This is a genomic window from Rhizobium favelukesii (assembly GCF_000577275.2).
Lineage (GTDB): Bacteria > Pseudomonadota > Alphaproteobacteria > Rhizobiales > Rhizobiaceae > Rhizobium > Rhizobium favelukesii.
Genome location: NZ_HG916854.1, coordinates 574,287 through 594,354 on the forward strand (window position 1 = coordinate 574,287; position 20,068 = coordinate 594,354).

Genomic DNA, 20,068 nt, shown 5'->3' on the forward strand with positions numbered 1-20,068 from the left:
GACGCGAGGCGGAGCCTGCCCACCTCGCGTTGTCTCAGTTACCGGCGCTTTCCATGCGCCGTGTTGCGAGTACGCACTCGAGCCAGCCGATCTCCATCTCCGGCACGGACTTGAGCAGCAGGTCGATATAGTCGTCAAACGGCGGTGACAGCGCCTTGGATTTCGGTCCGAACCGCACCAACTTACCGCGATGCATCACCGCGACGCTATCGGCAATCGCCCTGACGATTGCGAGATCGTGGGTGATGAAGATGTAAGAGAGCTGCTCCTCCTCCTGCAGACGCAGGAAAAGCTTGAGGATACCTTCGGCCACCAGCGGGTCGAGAGCCGAGGTCGGCTCGTCGCAGAGGATGAGCTCGGGCTTTGCCGCCAGCGCCCTTGCGATCGCCACGCGCTGCTTCTGGCCGCCTGAGAGTTCCGCCGGGTAGCGGTCGATGAAACCGTTGCCCATTTCGATCTGGTCCAGCAGTTCCTTCACCCGCGCCGTTTTCTGGGCACCCCTCAGGCCGTAGTAGAAGGTGAGAGGGCGGCCAATAATGTCGCGGATGGTTTGGCGCGGGTTCATAGCCGTGTCGGCCATCTGGAAAATCAGCTGGATACGACGTAGATCGTCGTTCGGCCGGTTTCTTAAGCTCGGCGTCAGCGCCTTGCCGCCAAACACCACACGGCCTTCGTTTGGCGGGAGCAGGCCGGTGATGACCCGGGCGAGCGTCGACTTTCCCGAACCTGACTCTCCGACGACCGCAAGCGTCTGTCCCTTCGGCACATGCAGAGAAACGTCGTGAAGGACCTTGAAGCCATTGGAATATTCGGCGCTGATGTTCTCGACCTTGAGAAGCGCGCCCGACTGATCGGGCGCCTCCTCGCGTGACGCTTGCCTGACATTCACCAGGGCACGCGTGTAGTCCTGTCGCGGTGCCTCGGTGATCTGCTGAACGCTGCCGTATTCTACTGTCTTGCCATGCCGAAGAACCATGATGTCGTCGGAAATCTGGGCGACCACCGCAAGATCATGGGTGATGTAGAGAGCAGCCGTATGCGTTGCCTCGATCGCGTGCTTGATCGCTGCCAGCACATCGATCTGGGTTGTGACGTCGAGCGCCGTCGTCGGTTCGTCGAAAACGATCAGCGACGGATTGGAGCAGAGTGCCATGGCGGTCATGGCGCGCTGAAGCTGTCCACCGGAGACCTGATGCGGGTAGCGGTCGCCGAATGTCTCCGGGCTCGGCAAACCGAGCACCTGGAAGAGGTAGAGCGCGCGCTTGCGGGCCTCCTCCTTGCTCATCAGTCCGTGCTTGACGGAGGCCTCGGTCACCTGGTCGCCGAGCTTGTGCGCCGGGTTGAAGGCGGCAGCCGCCGACTGCGCGACGTAGCAGACGCGGACGCCGCGTATCTGCCGGATGCCACCCTTGCCAAGCGTCAGGATGTCGGTGCCATCGAGGAGCACTTCGCCGCCGGTGATCTCGGCCCCGCCGCGGCCGTAAGCGAGGGCGGAGAGGCCGATGGTCGACTTGCCGGCGCCGGACTCGCCGATTAGACCGAGGACCTTGCCCTTCTGCAGGTCGAAGGAGACGCCATCGACGATCGTCACCCGCTTCGGCAGTTCGCCGGGCGGATAGCTGGTCGCTTCGATCTTGAGGTTGCGAACGGAAAGAAGCTCAGGCATCGCCGCGCCCTCCCTTGAGGCTGGATGTTCGTTTCAAAAGCCAGTCGACGACGAGATTGACGCAGACCGCGAGTGCGGCAATCGCCGAACCCGGCACCAGCGCCGCCGAGATGCCGAAGATGATCCCGTCCTTGTTGTCCTTCACCATGCCGCCCCAGTCGGCCGCCGGCGGCTGGATGCCGAGGCCGAGGAAGGACAGGGTAGAGAGGAACAAGATGGAGAAGGCAAAACGCAAGCCGAACTCGGCCAGCAATGGCGAGAGCGTATTTGGCAGGATCTCGCGGAAGATGATCCAGACCTTGCCTTCACCGCGCAGCTTGGCCGCCTCGACGAATTCCATGACTGCAACGTCGAGCGCCACGGCGCGGCCGAGGCGATAGACGCGGGTGGAATCGAGGATCGCCATGACGAGGATCAGGATGATGATGTTCTGCGGCAGGACCGCAAGAACGACCAGCGCGAAGATCAGCGTCGGGATCGACATCATCAGATCGTTAAAGCGGGAGAAGACCATATCGATGATGCCGCGCGAGACGGCGGCCGTGAAGCTGAGTAGAATGCCCAGCGAGAACGATATAAGCGTCGCGCCGAGCGCCACGAAGAGCGTCGTGCGGGCACCATAGATCAGCCGCGAAAGGATATCGCGGCCGAGGTTGTCGAGGCCGAAGAAATACTGATTGTCCGGTATCTGCCAGACATTGCCGACGACTTCGGTTTCGCCGTAGGGCGCAAGCCAAGGGGCAAAGATTGCGAAGATGAAGGCGATCGCGATGCCGATGATGCCCAACCAGGCAGTGATGGGGATATCTCTCAATCTCATCGCGGGTGCCTCAGTCTTGGATTGGCAACGATGGCCAGGATGTCGGCGATCATGTTCAGGAAGATGTAGACGGCGGCAAAGATCAGGCCGCAAGCCTGCACCACCGGCATGTCGCGCACCGTCACGGCATCCACCATGTATTGGCCCATGCCTGGATAGACGAAGACCACCTCGACGACGACGACACCGACGACGAGATAGGCGAGATTGAGCGCCACGACGTTGATGATCGGGGCGAGCGCGTTGGGTGCTGCATGCTTGACGATCGAGCGGAAGGCGCCGAGGCCCTTGAGCTCGGCCGTTTCCATATAGGCCGACGACATCACCGAGAGGATCGCTGCACGGGTCATGCGCATCATGTGGGCCAGAACGACAAGCACCAGCGTTGCCGTCGGTAGAGCGATCGCGTTGAGCCGCTCGGCAAAGCCCATGCTGCTGTAGACCGTTGCCGGAAAGGTCGCGACACCGAGTTTCACGGCAAAGACGAGGATGAGCAGGTAGCCGACGAAGAACTCGGGCAGGGAGATCGCTGCGAGCGAGATCACGTTGATGATCTTATCGGGCATGCGGTTCCTGAAATGCACCGACAGCATACCGAGGGCAATTGCCAGCGGGACCGAGATCAGCGCCGCGAAGCCGGCCAGAAAGAGCGAGTTTCCGAGACGTTTGCCGATCTGTTCGCTGACAGAATTCTTGCTCGCCCATGACGTTCCGAAATCGCCCTGGACGGCATTGCCGAGCCACTCTAAGTAGCGCGTCGTCACCGGCCTATTGAGGCCGAGATCCTCGCGGATATTGGCAACCGCCTGCGGCGTGGCCGACTGGCCGAGATAGGTCGTGGCAAAATCGCCCGGCAGGGCTTCGAGCCCGCCAAAGATCAGGATGGACACCGCAAAAAGCAGGACGAGCGAGAGCACGAAGCGCTCGATGATGAGGGCAAGCAGCGGAAAACGCTTTCTGAATCTCAGACCCGGCAATGGGGTGCCGGTCGATGGATTGGACATGGCGAAGCCTCGCGCTGAAACGTCAGGGGGACCGCAAGGCTTCATCTTGCGGTCCTGGTCCAGTCTGAGATGGCGGGGAGGTCCCCAACACCGTCAGGCATCAAGCCAGACGCGGGTCGCGACGTAGCCGTTCGACATGTCGTTGCCGATATCGTGGACATAGCCCTTCACCTGTTTGGTGCAGGCATTCACGAAGTCGTTGAACATCGGCAGGATGAGGCCGCCCTCGTCGCGCACCATCATCGCCATGGTCCGGTAGATGTCCTTGCGCTTAGTTTCGTCGAGTTCCGAGCGCGCTTCGAGCAGCAGCTTGTCGAAATCCGGACGCTTGAAGCGCGTGTCGTTCCAGTCGGCCGTCGAGAGATAGGCCGTGGAATACATCTGATCCTGCGTCGGACGCCCGCCCCAATAAGAGGTCGAGAAAGGCTGGACATTCCAGACATTGGACCAGTAGCCGTCGCCCGGCTCGCGCTTGACCTCGATCTCGATGCCGGCCTTCTTGCAGCTTTCCTGATAGAGAACCGCCGCATCGACGCCACCGGGGAAGGCGACTTCGGACGTACGCAGCAGCACAGAACCGCTATGGCCGGACTTCTTGTAATGGAAGGCGGCCTTGTCCGGATCGTAGTTGCGCTGCTCGATCCCTTCCGGGAAGAGCGCGTAGGTGTTGTTGATTGGGAAGTCGTTGCCGACCTTGCCGTAGCCGCCGAGGATCTTCTTGACCATCGTTTCGCGGTCCATGGCGTATTTCAGCGCGAGGCGAAGGTCGTTGTTGTCGAACGGCGCCTTGTCGCAATGCATGATGAAGACGTAGTGGCCGCGGCCAGAGGTCGAAAGGATTTCGACTGTCGGAGCGCGCTTGAGGAGATTGACGGTCTTCGGATCGACACGGTTGATGTAGTGAACCTGGCCGGAAGACAGCGCCGCGATTCGGGCCGTAGCGTCGTTCATGCCGATGATTTCGATCGAGTCGACGTAACCGCGGTCAGAACGCCAGTCGTCGGCATTCTTCTCGAAGGTTGCGCGTACACCGGCTTCGAAGCTTGTCAGCTTGTAGGGGCCGGTACCGATGGAGGCGAGGGGATCGTCATTGCCGCCGTTCGGCTGGATCACCAGGTGGTAGTCGGTGAGCAGCAGCGGCATGTCCGCATTGCCCTCGGTGAGCGTCAGCACGAGGTTGTCGCCGTCTGCCTTGATATCTTTGATCGACCCGAGAACCCCGAGCGCACCGGATTCCGACTTTTTGTCGGTGTGGCGCTTCAAGGTTGCGACCACGTCGTTGATGGTCAGTTCCTTGCCATCGTGGAACTTCACACCCTTACGGATCTTGAAGGTCCAGGTCGCAGCGTCCTTAGACGGCTCCCAGGATTCGGCGAGCGCCGGGACGGCGGCACCAGTCAGCGGATCGGATTCGACCAGCATGTCCCCCCAGCAACGGCCGACACAGAACATGAATTGCGACAGGAATTTTGCCGGGTCCTTGGAGTCGGTGGCAGCACCGCCTTCCAGGCCGAGCTTCAGATGACCACCGCGCTTGGGTTCGGCAGCCTCGGCACTTTCGGCGAAGAGTTTGTCGGCGACGGCGAGCGTCAGGCCCGCGGCCATCGCACGTCCCAGGAATTCGCGGCGGTTCAGGTCGCCTGCCGTCACGCGGCTTGCAAGATATTTCGTGTAGTCGTTCATTCCCCTGTTCCTTCTCGTTTCAATTGAAGAATAGGCAAGTGGACCGCAGAACCGGTTTCCTCTTCCGGTGCCAGGTCCGCGTTAATTCGGGAAAACGTCGCGGTTGCCGCCGCCTCTATCTTCCTTTCTCGATATGACGATGGTGCGTGAGCATTGGCCCGCTCTTTGCGGCGGGACGATTGGGAGCGCCGGCTGTTTTTATTGCCTGGCTGTTTTCAAGAAGGTAGAACGCGCGCACGGCGGCGGCCTTCAGAAGGTGCGGGCGAGAGTTTTCGCCAAGCCTCCGAAGGCATGCCGAGACCAGCTCTAAATTTGACCGGCGGAGTGAGGTCAACCCATGTGCGTTCAACTAGGCTACCTCCGCGTTTTGATCGCATAGCCGGCATCGGCTTCACGAACTTCGAAAATGGATGAATTAGTGGCCAATTTCCGCCGTCGCGGGGCCGGTGAAGCGACATCATCTACGTCGTATGCGACATATGGGTCGTCCTGCCGCAAACCGTGCGGCGTGGTAGGAATGGGCGGCTTGCCTACATCGCCGTGGCTGGAATGAATGGATGGTCTGCTTTCGATGGCTGGATGGATTGCTCCGCATCCCAGCCGCCGACGGCGCGCCGGTTCTCTGGAAGCCCTCGGCTGAGGTCGAGCAATTCTTGAGCCCATCATGCCGTCTCAACCCGCGGTTTTTGCCCAACATGGCGCCCGGCACCGTCCGGCAATGGCAGCGACGCGTGAGCTTCTATGATCGCCCGGGCCTTGGCCAAAACATCAGGTGCAGCTGGGCTCGATTTTCCCGCTTTCGAATCCACATGAAGCAGCATCTGCTCGGCGGTCGCGAGCGTCTCGCCGCTTATGGCGTCAGACATCGTGTGGAAGATATGAAGCCGTTTGTCATCGACTGACAGCAGCTGACAAGCTGAAGAAATCGCCTGCCCAAGCTTGGCTTCGCCCAGATGGCGGATATGGGTTTCGACGGTGTAATAGCTGTGCCCCGCCTCGACATAAGCGAGATCGGCACCGATCAGCCGCAACAGGGCGTCCGTCGTGTCGCCGAAGACCTGCAAGTATCGATGCTCGGTCATGTGGCCGTTATAGTCGACCCAGGCCGGGCTGACCCTGGCTTCCACGAGCTTCAGCGGTACCGCATGATCGGCGGGTGCGGTTTGCTTGGCGCCGGCCCAAAGCGAGTGTTCGAAATCCTTGAGCAGCTCGCCTGCGCCCCAGCCCTGGCCGCCATTGCCGGCTTTAAGAGCCTGAAGGATGCCGGCCAGGTTTTCGTCGCGGATGCGCTCGAGATCGCGGATGGAAAGGCCGTCGGCCTGTTCGTCGGATTGCTGGCCAATCTTTTCGACTAGCGCATCGTCAAGATCGACGACGTCGGTGAGCTTCGTCCAGGGCCAGGCGAGACAGGGGCCGAACTGTGCCAGAAAATGGCGCATTCCCGCTTCGCCGCCAGCGATGCGATAGGTCTGGAACAACCCCATCTGCGCCCAGCGCAGGCCGAAGGAATAGCGGATCACGTCGTCCAGCGTTTCGACGGAGCAGATGTCGTCATGGATCAGCCACAACGCCTCGCGCCAAAGAGCCTCCAGCAGGCGATCGCCGACGAAGGCCTCGATTTCCTTGGTGATGTGCACGCCCTTCATGCCGATCGGCGGCAGTTTCTCGATCGCTGCCTTGATGGTCGCGTGGCTGGTCTTTTCGCCACCAACGATCTCGACGAGCGGCAGGAGATAGACGGGGTTATAGGGATGCGCCACGAACAGGCGTTCCGGAAACTGCATGTCGCGCTGCAGGTCGCTCGGAAGCAGGCCCGACGTGGAGGAACCGATCAGCGCGTCCGGGCGGCAAGCCGCATCGATCTCCATCAACACGTTGCGTTTGAGATCCAGCCTTTCCGGCACGCTCTCCTGGATCCAGTCGGCATCGACGACCGCTTCTTCAAGAGTTTTGCAAAAAGTGAGCTTGCCGCGCGGCGGCAAAGGCGCTCCGGTCAGCATGGCGTAGGCACGCTCGGCATTGGCGATGACTTCGCCGACGATGCGGCCCGCCTCCGGATGCGGGTCGAAGACGTCGACATCTATGCCTGCAAGCAGAAAGCGGGCGATCCATCCGCCACCGATGACGCCGCCACCAACACAAGCTGCCTTGTTGATCTTGATCATGCGGCCCTCAGCGCTTCGTCAGCTTCAGTTTCTTGCGCACGTCTTCCGGTCCAATGATGCGCGCGCCCATGCCTTCGATCACCTGCACAGCCTTTTCGACCAGCCTTGTGTTCGTCGCGAGCATGCCCTTTCCGGCATAGAGATTGTCTTCAAGGCCGACGCGGACGTTGCCACCGGCAAGCACCGCCGCAGCCGGGTAAGCCACCGCGTTGCGGCCGATCGAGAAGGCGGAGAAGGTCCAGCTGCTGGGAACATTGTTCACCATCGCCATGAAAGTATTCAGGTCATCAGGTGCCCCCCACGGAATGCCCATGCAGAGCTGGATCAGCACCGGGTCCTCGATCAGGCCCTCTTCTGCAAGTTGTTTGGCAAACCACACATGACCCGTATCGAAGGCCTCGATTTCCGGACGTACGCCAAGATCCGTCATCTTCTTCGCCATCGCCCGGAGCATCGCCGGCGTGTTGGTCATGACGTAGTCGCCGAGGCTGAAGTTCATCGTGCCGCAATCCAGCGTGCAGATTTCCGGCAGGCACTCGACGATGTGGGAAACGCGCTCCGTCGCACCTGCCATGTCGGTGCCTTGCGGATTGAGCGGTAGCGGCCGTTCGATATCACCGAAGATCAGATCACCGCCCATACCGGCGGTCAGGTTCAACACGACGTCGATATCGGCAGAGCGAATACGCTCAGTAACTTCCTTGTAGAGGTCGTTGCGGCGGCTCGCGGCACCCGTTTCCGGATCGCGGACGTGACAGTGGACAACTGCCGCCCCAGCCTTGGCGGCGTCGATCGCGGAATCTGCGATCTGCTTGGGAGTGATGGGAACGTGGCTGGATTTCGAAACAGTATCGCCGGCACCGGTGACGGCACAGGTGATGAAGACATCGCGGTTCATCGCAAGAGGCATTTTGTTCTCCCTCGTGTTAGGCCATTACGGGGGAAGATGGCTCATCATGCTTTGCATTAACGGAAGCATTTGATACTTTATCGGAAGTGATGGAGGCCTAATGCTGACGCGATCCAACGATCGGCTGGATGTCGATCTTCTTGTCATGCCGGAGACGAACCTCATTCTGCTCGCGTCGGTCATCGAGCCCATGCGCGGTGCCAACCGGATTTCCGGCAGCGAGCTTTACAGATGGCGGCTTTTGACGCCCGATGGCTCGCATGTGCTGACCACCAGCGGCATTCCCGTGCCCGCCGCCGGTGGTTTTGGGATGGAACAGGAAGAGACACCGCTCTTCGTGCTTGCAAGCTATAATTGGCGCCGCAGCTCGACGCCGGCGTTGAAGATGCGCCTTTCTCGGGCAGCGCGTTACCGAAGCATAATCGCGGGCATCGAATCCGGAACATGGCTGCTTGCCGAAGCCAGCCTTCTCGATAGGCTATCGGCGACCATTCACTGGGAAGATTTCGACGACTTCTCCCTTGCCTATCCGCACGTGCGGGCGGTCAAGGACCGTTTCGTCATCACAAGCAAGCGCATCACCACGGCGGGTTCGCTCCCGACCGTTGACCTGATGCTGGAGATCATAAGGCAAAGGCAGGGATACACGCTGGCGCTTGAGGTTAGCCGGCTCTTCAGCTACGAGCAGGACTCCGTCCATAGCGAGACCCAGCTTTCACCTTCGGGGACCGGTCTGCACATGCGCGATCCGCGCGTGGTCCAGGCAGTACGGCTGATGGAGGAAAATATCGAGCAGCCCATCGTGCTGACGCGGCTGGCCCGCAGGGTGGGCATCAGTGCGCGCCACCTGCAGGGCCTCTTCCAGCAGAGCACCGGCGCCCCGCCGCACGTCCACTATCTGGCACTGCGGCTGAACGCAGCGCGGCGAAAGGTGATCGAAACCAAGGCGCCTTTCGCCGATATCGCGGCCGCGACCGGCTTCAATTCGGCTTCAGCATTTACGAGAAGCTATCGCGCCAGTTTCTCTGAAAGCCCCTCCGACACAAGGCGTCGCCTCCGGAGGCCGGTCACAGCATCGGAGGAACAGCCATAGGCTGAAATGCGTCCCGTACCATATCGGCGAGTTCGCGCACGGCTTCGCTGGAATGATAAGGATTTCGGCGCAGCACCACCCTGGATGCATCGACCGGTGGAAATCCTTCCTCTGCAGTCAGTTCGCGGCAGCCCGAAGGGATGTTGCTGCGCGAGAGCGTGGTGACGGCAAGGCCCGCGGAGGCTGCGTTCTTAAGCCCGGAACTGGTATCGGCAACGAAGGCGACACGGTACTTCCGCCCCTGCAATTCCAGTGATCGGAAGGCGAAATCCCGCGCCCAGGTGGAATTGCGGTAGACGGCGATCGGAAGCGGCTCGAGGTCGTGGAGCCGATGAACCTGGGACGTGACCCACACTGTCGGATCGATACAGAGGATTTCGCCCGCCGCCTGATTGCTCCAGTCGAAGACGACGGCGAGATCCAACTCGTCGCGCTCCAGGGCCGCGAGATTGCGCGCCGTATAATCGCAGGAGACCGTAACCTCCACGGCTGGATGGCGGACGGCGAAGGCGGCAAGTGCGGCAGGTAGCACGGTCTGGCTGTATTCCTCGGGTATCCCGATGCGCACCGGGCCATCGAGCGGTTTGGTCCGTATGGTCGCGGCCGCTTCATCCAGCAGGTCAATCACACGGCGCGCATAGGGAAGCAGTTGCAGGCCGAGGCGTGTTGGAATTACCCCCCGCGCGCCGCGCTCGAAAAGGGTCTCCCCGATCGTTTCCTCAAGCTTCTTGATCTGCGCGCTGACAGCCGATTGTGTCCGGCCGATGGCCTGTGCAGCGGCAGAGAAATTTGATGTCTCGACGACAACGAGAAATGTACGCAGCAGATCGCTTTCGATGGGTTGACGCATGCGAGCCACAAAAAAATCCGATGGCAGCTATCTCAACTATTCGTTTGTCTGATGTCAAGAACAGGCGCAAACAGAGGCATCAGACCTCTGGTTCGGGAAAACCAATGTCATTCCAAACAGGCACCCGCCCGCTCGGCTTCAGCGAGCATGAGAAGGGCGTGATCCTTGTCGTCGCCGCGACGCTCGCTTGGAGCGCGAGCGGCGTCTACTCCCGCCTGCTGACGACCGATGCCTGGACGGCGATCGCGTGGCGGTCGTTGTTCGGGGGACTGTTCCTTCTCATTCCGAGCTTCTTCCTCGAGGGCGGAATGTCGAAGCGACAGTGGCGCTCCGTCGTGCACCCGTCGGGTCTCGCGATGATTGCCTGTCAAACCGTCAGCCAGGCATGTTTCATCGGCGCGCTTTACACAACGAGCGTGGCGAATGTCGCGGTCATTTACGCGACAGCTCCGTTCATCGCGGCCCTTCTCGGCTGGCTCTTGCTGGCGGAGCGCGCCGCAAGGCGCACGATGGCGGCAGGCGGCGTGTGCCTGCTTGGCGTGATCATCATCGTCGCCTCATCGATCGGAGGCGGTGCTGGCCTTGGCGATCTGCTGGCGCTGGGCATGACGGCCTCTTTTGCAATGATCATCGTCATCCCTAGGATCAGTCCAGGAGTGCCGAGCCTCCCTCCCACCATCGTCAGTGCTTTTCTGACTCTCACGATCTTTGCACCCTTCGGCTCGGTCGGCTCCCTCGATCTCCACAACTGGATCGTACTCGCTGCCTTTGGCGCAACCAATTTCTCCATCGCTCTCGTACTCTTCCTCGCCGGCGCAAGACGCATGCCTCCCGCGAAAGCTGCGCTTATCGGAACGTTGGAGATCGTCCTCACTCCGATGTGGGTTTGGCTCTTCTTCGCGGAACGTCCGCCTGCAGCGACTTTTGCCGGTGGCACACTTATCTTGGCCGCTGTGGTTTGGCATACTCTGGTGGAAGCTAGACATGGTGCGCATTAGATTCAAACATCCTAAACTAGACCCCGAAGTTTTCTCCGACCGATGAGCACACTGACCTTGCAGCGAGCGTAGATGACGCATTCTGAGGAGGCGTCGTCGTTCCCCTCATCGCGCAGCAACTGTTCGATCTGTCCGGCAACTTCTCCGCTCTGACCGACCGCGATCTGGAATTCAAGCTGCCGAATGGCAGGGAGACGAGTTCGCGCATGGAGGTGGTCCGGATCCGCGTGATCGGCCGAAGCTATCTCCGGTGCAACCTCGGGACATGTTCGTCCCGGCTCTTCACATCGATACCTTGAAAGTCCGGTCCAGAATTTCCACTGAATGCGACTTGGCGACCCTTCATTCAGCCCGCTGTTCCGCCGGTCCCTCCGCTCGGGAGAGATTGAGCGCACTGTTGATCAGTCCGACATGACTGAAGGCTTGAGGGAAGTTTCCAACCATCCGCTCGGCGTGAGGATCGTACTCCTCCGCCAGGAGGCCGACGTCGTTGCAAAGTGACAGCAACCTTTCGAAGAGGCGCTGAGCGTCGTCCCTTCGGCCGATCAAGACAAGCGCGTCGGCCAGCCAAAAGCTGCATGCAAGGAATGCACCTTCCCCAGGTGGCAGTCCGTCGTCCACTTCACGAGTCTCGTACCGGAGCACGAGGCCGTCGCGCAGGAGCTTGTGTTGGATGGCCTCGACGGTGGCGATGTAGCGCGGGTCCTCGGGAGGAAGGAATCCGACCATACCAATGTGCAGCAGGCTGGCGTCGAGAGCCTTGGAGCCATAGGCCTGAACGAAGCAGCCAAGCTCGGCGTCGAATGCCTTTCGGCAGACCTCTTCGTGAATTTGATCGGCCACCGCTTGCCAATGCAAGGTAGCCTCTGGATTGGCTTCCTCTCGCGCAGTCGTCGCCGCACGGTCGAAGGCCACCCATGCCATGACCTTCGAATATGTGAAATGCTGGCGTTGACCGCGCACCTCCCAAATCCCTTCGTCCGGTTCTGTCCATATCTTCTCCAGAAAGGGAAGAATTGCGGCTGCGAGCTCGCGCCCGCGGCGGTGAGGCGGCAGTCCTCCCTTGCGCGCTTGCAGCATCGCGTCGGCGACTTCGCCATAGACGTCGAGCTGAACCTGTTCTGAGGCTGCGTTGCCGATCCGGACCGGGCGAGATCCTTCGTAACCCGGAAGCCAAGGGACCTCCCATTCGAGCAGGTTCCGTTCGCCCGCGACACCGTACATGATCTGCATCTGCGCAGGGGCGCCCGCGACAGCTCGCAAAAGCCAATCGCGCCATGCGCCGGCTTCCTCGTAGTAGCCGAGCTTCATGAGCGCGAGAAGCGTCAGCGTGGCGTCACGAAGCCAGCAATATCTGTAGTCCCAGTTGCGCGGTCCGCCGAGTTGTTCGGGGAGTGAGGTTGTCGCAGCGGCAACAATGCCGCCTGTGGGCATGTATGTCAGCGCCTTCAGCGTAATCAGAGATCGTTTGACCTGCGCCGTCCATCCGCCCACCTGCGGGCAGTTCTTCGCGAATGATCTCCAATAGGATTCGGTGTCCTGTAAGGCAGTATCGATGGACTTCGCGGCTGGCCGAGCCAAGTGCGATGGGTTCCATGTCAGCGTAAATGACTGCTGTTGCCCAGCGGAGACGGAAAACGTGCCCACGGTTCGCATCTCGTCCCCGTGCAGAGGAACAGACGACGTCAGGGTCAGCCTGTCAGGTCCGGCAATCGCTGTGATAGTGCCGTCCTCGCTGCTGGTTACCCATGGCACGGTTCGGCCGTAGTCGAAGCGAAGGACGAATTCCAGGTCGAACGTCACGGTGCCGCTCTTACCCTCGACGAGACGCATCAGATCGCTTGTACTATCGCGCAAGGGCATGAAGTCGCAAACCACCGCGGTACCGGTTTCGGTCTTGAACTCCGTCTCGAGAACGAGCGTGTCCTCCCTATAATGGCGTTTCACCGCATGGTTCTCGCTCGCAGGTCTGATCGACCAGTGACCATGGCCTTCGTTGCCAAGGAGGGCGGCGAAGCAGGCAGGAGAGTCGAAGCGCGGAAAGCAAAGCCAGTCGATCGATCCATCCTTCGACACAAGCGCGGCGGTCTCGCAATCCCCTATGAGCGCGTAGTCCTCAATGCGACCCGGCAAGTCGACCTCCTTTGCTCGTCGGTCTTGTCTAAGTAGAGACTGAGAAGATGGGTCATGCGTTTCGGATGACCAGAGGATGGTTAAAATGGGCGGATGACTGCGTCTCGTCGAGCGACCGCTTTGGGCGGCTGATAGCGGAAGGCGGCCTTGGCCGGATTGCGTGCCAAAAAGGGGACGTTGCCGCCGTCGCAAAACGTCTGGGGTTCGCTAATTTACTCCGTGAACATAGCGAGTCGTGCTGTGGCGTGTTAGGTGTTGGACTGGGATCAAGCCCAGCATTCACCTGAACACCTGGCAAAGGACAGATGCCATGGGAGACCAGATACGCCCGCTGCAACCAGGGGAATACGCACCCGCATTCGCGCTTCCCTCGGCAAATCAAGAAGGCACGGTTTCTCTCGCCAGCCTCCACGGTCACCCGTTTCTGATCGCCTTCTTCCGCGGGTTGCACTGCCCGTTCTGCCGGCGTCAAGTGGGACAGCTCGGTGGCTTACAGCCTGCCCTGCGCGCGGCGGGGGTGGAAACTGTTGCCGTAATCAACACGCCGGTGGAGCGCGCCCGCATGTATTTTGGGCACCGGCCGACGCCGGCCTTGCTCCTATGTGACCAGGATTGCTCCACGCACCGGGCCTTCGGCGTACCGCGCGCCGAGTTCCTGCCCGAGGACAGCCGCGAGCAGCCTGCATGGCCCTATCGGGCAAGCATGGCGCAATTCGAAGCAGCTCGCATTAACCCGACGGGCGAATTGCCGGAAGCGCTACATCCAATGGCGGCCAATCCCGTGCTCAACGCCAAGGACGGCTTCGAGCTTAATGAAGCCGATCATGCGATCATCGCTCGCCACCCCACACAACTTGTCGGACACTTCCTTATCGACGCCGACGGCATCGTTCGCTGGGTGCAAATTGAAGCGCGCGACGGGCCCAACAGCCTCTCCATCTTTCCAAACGCGGCGGAGATGCTCGCCGCTGCCGGCAGCTTGCGACACTGAAGGCGTCGCATCTTGCGTTTTGAAACATGACCTAGCCGGCACGCTGCCTGACATTCGTCAGGCGTGTTTTCACGTCATCAGGCGGGGATGACTTTGATGGCTGATGGCAAGGATTACAGTATGGGGCACCTACGTCGACATGGCGGAATGGCGGCGAAACGCCGTCGATCCAAGCACCGGGCGTCGCCCAATCGCCGATTGGAATCTTCTCGCCGAGCGTAAGAGCGAGCTTACACTTCCGTTTGCGGATAACCCCTCGTGGCACGGCGTTGAATCCTGCCATCCGCCGCGTTTCGACAGCGATCACCAAGAAACTGAGCGTGATGGCGTTACCCGGGAGTATTCAGGGCGAAACGGTTGCGAATATCGCGAAGATGTCGACCGGCCGTTGCGGGCGCAGCCGTATTATTTCGATATCAACAGCACGCAGGACGGGACTATGGAACGGCACTAATTCGACCTGAGGCATTGAGACGCTGCGAAGCGTCCTTCAGCTAAAAGAAGCGCTCGACGGACTTGACAATTGCGTCGAGAGATTCGGCCTCAAAGCTCACGCCGGTGGCCGCGACAAAACTCGCCAAGTGAATGAGCTTCTCGCGGGCCTCCGGTTCGTTCCTTGGTGACCAGGCAAGGATGTCAGCCCTCAGCCGTTGCTCTTCGTTGCTGAGCTCGCCGATATCCGTGCGTATGCGGTCTCGCAGCGATGCCTGGCGCGCGATAGGGCCAAGCACGACGACGAGGGCGCGATGACGCGAAATCAGATTGGCGAGCTGCGGTCGAATATCGTCTGCCATTTCTTGACCTGTGCTCCTGTTTCCGATGTCCGTCGCACGCAGATGGTTGGCAGCCGTCCACGGTAGCCAGATGCGGTAAGGGTGATGTAAGAGGGAGGTAGGACAATGATAGGCTGCCTTTTATGACGACAAAATTTGACAAGTACGTCGAGGACAAACGTCTCGTTGAGACGACCGATCCGGAGATCGATAAAGCCATCTATCGTTGTCCCGGCTTCGAGGGATCACCCGAACTTGGCGAGCTCGATCGCCGCATTTCCGAAGCGCTCCGGGAGGCACGCGACAGGACCGGGTTGACCAGGGCTGAGGTGGCGCCGTTTCTCGGCCTGCACGAGCAAGTCTATGGCCGCTACGAGCGCAATGAGACGAAGATGCACGTCACCCGGCTCATCCACCTGAGCGAAGTTCTGGATTTTTCACCAATTGACTTGATCATGGCAGCTGCTCCTTATCGCTTTGGAAAGACACCCGCCGAGGCGGACAAGCGCCGAAAGCTCATCAAGGTGGTTGAATCGCTTCCCACTGACGCGGTGGAGTCACTTTTGGCGCTCGTAGAAGCCATGACAAAACTCCGGCCGCACGAAGAATAGAGCGTCGCCCCCCGGTGCTTTGCGGAAGATACCGGAACAGTGAATTCGCTTCTTGGCGGTTATACCGTCCTATACCATGACCGATCGCGATCGATGGCTTTTTCGAATTAGTCGTTGGCCTCAAAACTGGCCAAAAGCGCGATGAATTTCGGCCTCGTCTTTTTCGGAACAGACAAGAAGGCATCGACGAGGCGCTGACCCTCCTCGGTGGCGACAAATTCCTCGCGCAGGAGCGCCTTCTGGCTCAGTGCTGCATTATCTGTGCAGGATGCTGTGGGCAGGCTCTCGAAGAAATACGCAATCGGAACGCCGAGTATGTGCGCGACCTGGTAGAGAACCGAGGAACTGACCCGATTGGTGCCGCGCTCGTACTTCTGGATCTGCTGAAACGAAACGCCGACTGCAACGCCGAGGGCAGTTTGGGAGATTCGGAGTTGCTGCCGCCGCTTCTTGATCCGCTTCCCGACTTCGATATCGACGATATGCCCGCCGCTAGTTTTGTCCTTCGTATCCGCACCGAACCCGTTGGTCCTGACCGAAACAATATGCTGCATAAAAGCGCTCCCGCTGGCCAGATCGTCTGGCAACCAGAAGCCGGGGAGTTCGAAATGCCGTTGATTACCAGCCCCCGTGGACTTTAGCGCGAACGCCTCTTGCATACTCCACAGGCTCCCCGACCGATAATGGTCGCGAAGTCGTCGCCTAAAGCGCACAACAATCAATATGGGGTTTCGACGCCCCAAGACGGATATCCGTCTAAGTTGTATCCTATCAAGCTATTTCACGTTTGCAAAGAACTTTAAGACGATGTCTTAACATGCGCGCGGTTTGAGCCGCTTAGTCCAGCCGGTGTCGTCGCGTTTCCAACACGACCATTCGCAAAAGATACCGGACGAAATAGAGGTCATCGTTCGGTGGGTAACGGCGGCAAATTTCCTCGACAGCTTTGAGCAAAGCGGACGTTTCATTGTGCACCGTCGTTAGAACAAAGCGATGGGCGTCGGCTGCACCCATTAGCGATTTGCTGCGACGGGCCATAGTCGGCCCTCCTTTTATGCCGCGGCCGGGGACCGTCCCGCGATCGATCCATGCGGGCCGCTCCACGAAAGCAGCGTGCCGCACACCCCGTAGGTTTTCCGGTGTAGGTGAAGAAGGTCAGTCGAGATGTCGGCCGACGCCAGCGTTACAGGTCTATCGCGCTCGAGCGGCAGGCTTGCTAGGGGGCGCACCAAATAGCCTCTGCGCCTCATCATTGCGACAAGCGGCGTATAGGTCACAAACAAGATTTGTCGTGCGCCCAGATGAAGCAGGCATTCCAGCACGCCGGTCATCAATAGGTCTGATGCGTCAACGCCCGCGATTGAGGGCGCATCGAGGGCCGTTGCGCATCGTGTCCATTCGTATACTTGCGGCCCCTTGGGAAGGTCGATGCCAAGCGCGCCAGCCACTTCGGCGGCGAAGTTTGGAGCGATTGTCGGGACGAGTCTCGAATAACCAATGACTTCGCCGTGAAGCGCTAGAACGGCATGTACCACCGAAGGCGTATCGAAGCGGTCGCGTTCGCGGTGATCTTGGCGGCGCAGTTCCTCCCACCCTAACTGTTCGACAAACCGCAGATGCCGGAACGCCCAAATGCGCTCCGTGAGATCGGGATCCTCGTGCTCGAATAGTATCCGCAACATATGACTACCTCCGTCTGCATACCCAAAGGATGCAACCGGTGATCAGCGAAATCTATTCGTAAAATGTCGTAATTTTAGCGTTGCAAACCGTGGCGAAACGCTTCGGCAATGAGTTGAGCCCTATTCACGGCTGAGAGCTTTTTTTGAAGGTTCCGGATATGAGCCTGCACTGTACGCTGCGATCGCCCGGTGAACTCGCCGATCTCCCGGTCAGTTTTTCCCGCCGCACACAAGCTCAGGAATTCGCTTTCGCGTTTTGTGATGAAGATTTCCGGCAGAATACGATGGGAGGGCGCTGTCCATCCGAGCAAACGTGCGTGAGCAGTGGAAGCTACAATCGAAAAAAGCTGGACTTCCAGCGGTGTCATAGGTTCGCGCGTACCGGCGACGGAAAAAAGTCCATTAACACCAACTCGCGAATACAGAGGAATGGTGAGCCCATCGACCAAGCCAAATTCTCCAGCCTCACTCATAATTTTCCTTGCTTTAGTACTCAGTACACGGTTGTCGAGCGCCTTAGACCACACAGCCGGCTGGCCGGTTTGCCGCACATAGTGGGCAACAGGATCGGCGTGGAAATAGTTCAGCGCAAGATACCGTTCGAACCAGCCGCGGGGCCACCGCTCCCATACGAAGTAGGAGTCAAGGCGCTCGTGAGCCAGGGGCAGAAACGCCATGGCAAAATGATCCATTCCCAAATGACAGGTCACCCGTTCGACGGCTCCAGCGAGCTCGGCTTTGTCGCGAGCTTTTTCGCCAGCAACCAGAAACTCAAAAAGGATGTTCATCAGGAACTGTTCCACGAAAGCAATCCTTCTCTGAAAGAGCACTACCCACCGCGATCGGTGGCGTATTGCCGACCGCGGGCGACCATTGATAAGGCTCGATGGTTGTAAAGACAATAGCTACTACCCAGATTTGCATACGGCGGCCGGGTCTGAGTAGAGGTGTGGGCTCGCAAGATGCGGCGTTCGTCCATATTCCAACTGGCAAAACAGCGCGCTATTCCATCGTGTTGAGACCACGGGCAACAGGTCTCTGTCGCAAATAGTCATGACATGGATCGGCTGTCGTCTTTCCATCCGGCGCGACGAGCGCGCGCACCGCAATCGTGACGCCCGCCTTCACGCATGCCTCGCGGCATCGTGGCGGCGGCAGAAACTCGGCCAAAGAGCATGACGGCCTGCCTTTGTCAGCCAGATGAAGCAGCGCCGTCTCGCCGCTCGGCGTTGGATCGCACTACAATATCCGCCAGCGTCCCGGAGTATCCGCCCAAGGTTCTTCTGCGCATGCGGAACTGGATGGACCACGTGTTTCCTGAGCACCGAGCCAAGTGGCAGGTGTGACCGGGAAATATCGATTGGATGCGAGCCAATGGAGCTTGCTCGCCTCGGACTGAATTGTGCTCCGGTGATGGAGGAGAACGTGATAAGTATCGGAATACGGGTATTGGGGGAGGCAATGGTTCAAGATCGTCGGGACGACCTCACGCGCATAACGCTAGCGGTGCTGTTCATCGGTAGCCTTCTCGTTGCCAGTTTTTGGTTGATGCAGCCGTTTCTTCCGGCAATCGTCTGGGCCATGACCTTGGTGATTGCTACGTTCCCTCTGATGCTCTGGGTGCAGCGCCACGTGGGCGGAAGCAGGGGGCTTGCCACATTTATCATGACATTGGTCTTGCTGCTGGTGCTGATCGTGCCGTTTTGGCTGGCTGTCAGCGTCATTGTCACCAACATCGATGAATTCGGCGGCATGATCCGCACTCTTCTGTCCATGCAGGCGCCGCCGCCGCCCACTTGGTTGGCCGACGTGCCGTTGGTTGGCGCACGCGCAACCGAGGCGTGGGCAAAACTCGCGTCGACCCGGCTGCAGGAACTGGTCCCGAGGCTGATGCCCTACGCTGGTGCGGCGACTCAATGGTTCGCGTCCGCCGCCGGCGGTTTAGGCACGATGCTCCTGCATTTCCTGCTGACCACGGCGATAGCGGCCATCATGTATATGGGCGGCGAGAAAGCTGCTGCCACGGCGGTCCGTTTCGGCCGGCGTCTCGCGGGCGATCGAGGAGAAATGGCCGTACGCTTGGCCGGGCAGGCGATCCGCAGCGTCGCTCTCGGTGTTGTGGTGACCGCGGTGGCGCAGACTGCTGTGGGCGGGATCGGCCTCATGGTGGTCGGCGTGCCCTTCGCGGCGTTATTGACCGCAGCGATCTTCATCCTGTGTTTGATTCAGATTGGCCCGGGCCTGGTGATGGTGCCGGTGGTGATATGGATGTACTATTCCAGCGATGCCGTGTGGGCGACCGTGATGCTGGTCTTCACCATTGTGGCGGGAACGATGGACCAGTTCATCCGGCCGGTCTTGATACGCAAGGGGGCGGATCTTCCTATTTTGCTCATCCTTGCTGGCGTCATCGGTGGTCTGATTGCCTTTGGCGTCCTCGGAATTTTCATTGGGCCCACGGTCCTTGCGATCGCTTACACCTTGCTGAATGCCTGGATGACGGATAGCGATCAGGAGGTCGTGCGACAGTAGAGAAACGAGCAAGCAGGGGCCTTGCTCTATCAGCATGGAAATCCCTGTGCGAAAACGCGGGCCGCAGGGAAAGCTTTCCGTGGCGACCAGCACGCAGCCGTTCGTCGTCAATGCGTAAACGATATCGTAAAAGCGTTAGTCTGAGATGCGATCGCAA

General features: G+C 59.7%; 18 protein-coding genes and 1 pseudogene. 7 read left to right on the forward strand and 12 right to left on the reverse strand.

What is annotated here, in order from left to right:
- Positions 1-34: 34 nt before the first annotated feature.
- The 6 genes from LPU83_RS62780 to bcoG form a co-directional block, all read right to left on the reverse strand.
- Positions 35-1,666 carry an ABC transporter ATP-binding protein gene (locus LPU83_RS62780; protein ID WP_024317721.1) on the reverse strand — a complete coding sequence of 544 codons (1,632 nt, stop codon included), beginning with the start codon at positions 1,664-1,666 and terminating at the stop codon, positions 35-37.
- Positions 1,659-2,486, reverse strand: a complete 828-nt coding sequence (locus LPU83_RS62785) for an ABC transporter permease (protein ID WP_024317720.1) — start codon at positions 2,484-2,486, stop codon at positions 1,659-1,661. Before LPU83_RS62785 ends, LPU83_RS62780 begins: the two co-directional genes overlap by 8 nt.
- Positions 2,483-3,490: an ABC transporter permease gene (locus LPU83_RS62790; RefSeq protein WP_024317719.1), complete on the reverse strand. Its 1,008-nt coding sequence runs from the start codon at positions 3,488-3,490 to the stop codon at positions 2,483-2,485. The genes LPU83_RS62785 and LPU83_RS62790 overlap by 4 nt, the downstream gene beginning before the upstream one ends.
- A 93-nt stretch (positions 3,491-3,583) precedes the next feature.
- Positions 3,584-5,173: an ABC transporter substrate-binding protein gene (locus LPU83_RS62795; protein WP_024317718.1), complete on the reverse strand. Its 1,590-nt coding sequence runs from the start codon at positions 5,171-5,173 to the stop codon at positions 3,584-3,586.
- Between the two features lie 662 nt (positions 5,174-5,835).
- Positions 5,836-7,338, reverse strand: coding sequence for a carnitine 3-dehydrogenase (locus LPU83_RS62800; RefSeq protein ID WP_024317717.1), 1,503 nt, complete (start codon positions 7,336-7,338; stop codon positions 5,836-5,838).
- A gap of 7 nt (positions 7,339-7,345) precedes the next feature.
- Positions 7,346-8,248, reverse strand: coding sequence for a 3-dehydrocarnitine:acetyl-CoA trimethylamine transferase BcoG (gene bcoG / locus LPU83_RS62805; protein WP_024317716.1), 903 nt, complete (start codon positions 8,246-8,248; stop codon positions 7,346-7,348).
- Between the two features lie 100 nt (positions 8,249-8,348).
- Here bcoG and LPU83_RS62810 point away from each other — a divergent pair, with 100 nt between their 5' ends.
- The gene (locus LPU83_RS62810) at positions 8,349-9,341 is read left to right on the forward strand and encodes a GlxA family transcriptional regulator (protein WP_024317715.1); all 993 of its coding nucleotides are present in this window, start codon (positions 8,349-8,351) and stop codon (positions 9,339-9,341) included.
- On the opposite strand, the gene LPU83_RS62815 is transcribed toward LPU83_RS62810, so the two are convergent.
- The gene (locus LPU83_RS62815; protein ID WP_024317714.1) at positions 9,316-10,191 is read right to left on the reverse strand and encodes a LysR substrate-binding domain-containing protein; all 876 of its coding nucleotides are present in this window, start codon (positions 10,189-10,191) and stop codon (positions 9,316-9,318) included. The two genes, LPU83_RS62810 and LPU83_RS62815, sit on opposite strands and share 26 nt — an antisense overlap.
- A 104-nt stretch (positions 10,192-10,295) precedes the next feature.
- On the opposite strand from LPU83_RS62815, the gene LPU83_RS62820 reads away from it, so the two are divergent.
- Together LPU83_RS62820 and LPU83_RS74530 are read left to right on the forward strand one after the other, a co-directional pair.
- Complete coding sequence (locus LPU83_RS62820) at positions 10,296-11,189, forward strand: DMT family transporter (RefSeq protein ID WP_024317713.1); 894 nt, start codon at positions 10,296-10,298, stop codon at positions 11,187-11,189.
- A gap of 89 nt (positions 11,190-11,278) precedes the next feature.
- Positions 11,279-11,604, forward strand: a pseudogene (locus tag LPU83_RS74530) (hypothetical protein); the annotation flags it as partial.
- Here the strand turns inward: LPU83_RS74530 and LPU83_RS62825 are convergent.
- Positions 11,532-13,322: a glycoside hydrolase family 15 protein gene (locus tag LPU83_RS62825; protein ID WP_024317712.1), complete on the reverse strand. Its 1,791-nt coding sequence runs from the start codon at positions 13,320-13,322 to the stop codon at positions 11,532-11,534. The pseudogene LPU83_RS74530 and the gene LPU83_RS62825 overlap by 73 nt on opposite strands.
- Positions 13,323-13,632: 310 nt before the next feature.
- Between LPU83_RS62825 and LPU83_RS62830 the strand changes: the two genes are divergently transcribed.
- A complete protein-coding gene (locus tag LPU83_RS62830; RefSeq protein WP_024317711.1) occupies positions 13,633-14,313 on the forward strand; it encodes a peroxiredoxin-like family protein in 681 nt (226 codons plus the stop codon).
- Positions 14,314-14,416: 103 nt separating this feature from the next.
- Positions 14,417-14,767, forward strand: coding sequence for a hypothetical protein (locus tag LPU83_RS62835; RefSeq protein ID WP_040680820.1), 351 nt, complete (start codon positions 14,417-14,419; stop codon positions 14,765-14,767).
- A 40-nt stretch (positions 14,768-14,807) separates the two neighbouring features.
- Here the strand turns inward: LPU83_RS62835 and LPU83_RS62840 are convergent, their stop codons facing one another.
- Positions 14,808-15,107 carry a hypothetical protein gene (locus LPU83_RS62840; RefSeq protein WP_024317709.1) on the reverse strand — a complete coding sequence of 100 codons (300 nt, stop codon included), beginning with the start codon at positions 15,105-15,107 and terminating at the stop codon, positions 14,808-14,810.
- 122 nt (positions 15,108-15,229) lie between these two features.
- Between LPU83_RS62840 and LPU83_RS62845 the strand changes: the two genes are divergently transcribed.
- Positions 15,230-15,697, forward strand: a complete 468-nt coding sequence (locus tag LPU83_RS62845) for a helix-turn-helix domain-containing protein (protein WP_024317708.1) — start codon at positions 15,230-15,232, stop codon at positions 15,695-15,697.
- A 107-nt stretch (positions 15,698-15,804) separates the two neighbouring features.
- On the opposite strand, the gene LPU83_RS62850 is transcribed toward LPU83_RS62845, so the two are convergent.
- The 3 genes from LPU83_RS62850 to LPU83_RS62860 all read right to left on the reverse strand — a co-directional run bounded on the left by LPU83_RS62850 (position 15,805) and on the right by LPU83_RS62860 (position 18,182).
- Entirely contained in the window at positions 15,805-16,410 is a 606-nt protein-coding gene (locus LPU83_RS62850; protein ID WP_244656159.1) for a helix-turn-helix domain-containing protein, read from the reverse strand.
- A 339-nt stretch (positions 16,411-16,749) separates the two neighbouring features.
- A complete protein-coding gene (locus tag LPU83_RS62855) occupies positions 16,750-17,379 on the reverse strand; it encodes an acyl-homoserine-lactone synthase (RefSeq protein WP_024317705.1) in 630 nt (209 codons plus the stop codon).
- Between the two features lie 74 nt (positions 17,380-17,453).
- The gene (locus tag LPU83_RS62860; RefSeq protein ID WP_024317704.1) at positions 17,454-18,182 is read right to left on the reverse strand and encodes a helix-turn-helix transcriptional regulator; all 729 of its coding nucleotides are present in this window, start codon (positions 18,180-18,182) and stop codon (positions 17,454-17,456) included.
- Positions 18,183-18,753: 571 nt separating this feature from the next.
- Between LPU83_RS62860 and ydiK the strand changes: the two genes are divergently transcribed.
- Positions 18,754-19,911 carry an AI-2E family transporter YdiK gene (ydiK, locus tag LPU83_RS62865; protein ID WP_225040487.1) on the forward strand — a complete coding sequence of 386 codons (1,158 nt, stop codon included), beginning with the start codon at positions 18,754-18,756 and terminating at the stop codon, positions 19,909-19,911.
- The last annotated feature ends 157 nt before the right edge of the window (positions 19,912-20,068 follow it).

Coding starts and splice junctions, on each gene's coding strand:
- LPU83_RS62780 (WP_024317721.1), bottom strand. CDS start 1,666: ATGCCTGAGCTTCTTTCCGTTCGCAACCTCAAGATCGAAGCGACCAGC.
- LPU83_RS62840 (WP_024317709.1), bottom strand. CDS start 15,107: ATGGCAGACGATATTCGACCGCAGCTCGCCAATCTGATTTCGCGTCAT.
- LPU83_RS62835 (WP_040680820.1), top strand. CDS start 14,417: ATGGCAAGGATTACAGTATGGGGCACCTACGTCGACATGGCGGAATGG.
- LPU83_RS62830 (WP_024317711.1), top strand. CDS start 13,633: ATGGGAGACCAGATACGCCCGCTGCAACCAGGGGAATACGCACCCGCA.
- bcoG (WP_024317716.1), bottom strand. CDS start 8,248: ATGCCTCTTGCGATGAACCGCGATGTCTTCATCACCTGTGCCGTCACC.
- LPU83_RS62815 (WP_024317714.1), bottom strand. CDS start 10,191: ATGCGTCAACCCATCGAAAGCGATCTGCTGCGTACATTTCTCGTTGTC.
- LPU83_RS62855 (WP_024317705.1), bottom strand. CDS start 17,379: ATGTTGCGGATACTATTCGAGCACGAGGATCCCGATCTCACGGAGCGC.
- LPU83_RS62810 (WP_024317715.1), top strand. CDS start 8,349: ATGCTGACGCGATCCAACGATCGGCTGGATGTCGATCTTCTTGTCATG.
- LPU83_RS62845 (WP_024317708.1), top strand. CDS start 15,230: ATGACGACAAAATTTGACAAGTACGTCGAGGACAAACGTCTCGTTGAG.
- ydiK (WP_225040487.1), top strand. CDS start 18,754: ATGGAGCTTGCTCGCCTCGGACTGAATTGTGCTCCGGTGATGGAGGAG.
- LPU83_RS62795 (WP_024317718.1), bottom strand. CDS start 5,173: ATGAACGACTACACGAAATATCTTGCAAGCCGCGTGACGGCAGGCGAC.
- LPU83_RS62790 (WP_024317719.1), bottom strand. CDS start 3,490: ATGTCCAATCCATCGACCGGCACCCCATTGCCGGGTCTGAGATTCAGA.
- LPU83_RS62800 (WP_024317717.1), bottom strand. CDS start 7,338: ATGATCAAGATCAACAAGGCAGCTTGTGTTGGTGGCGGCGTCATCGGT.
- LPU83_RS62820 (WP_024317713.1), top strand. CDS start 10,296: ATGTCATTCCAAACAGGCACCCGCCCGCTCGGCTTCAGCGAGCATGAG.
- LPU83_RS62785 (WP_024317720.1), bottom strand. CDS start 2,486: ATGAGATTGAGAGATATCCCCATCACTGCCTGGTTGGGCATCATCGGC.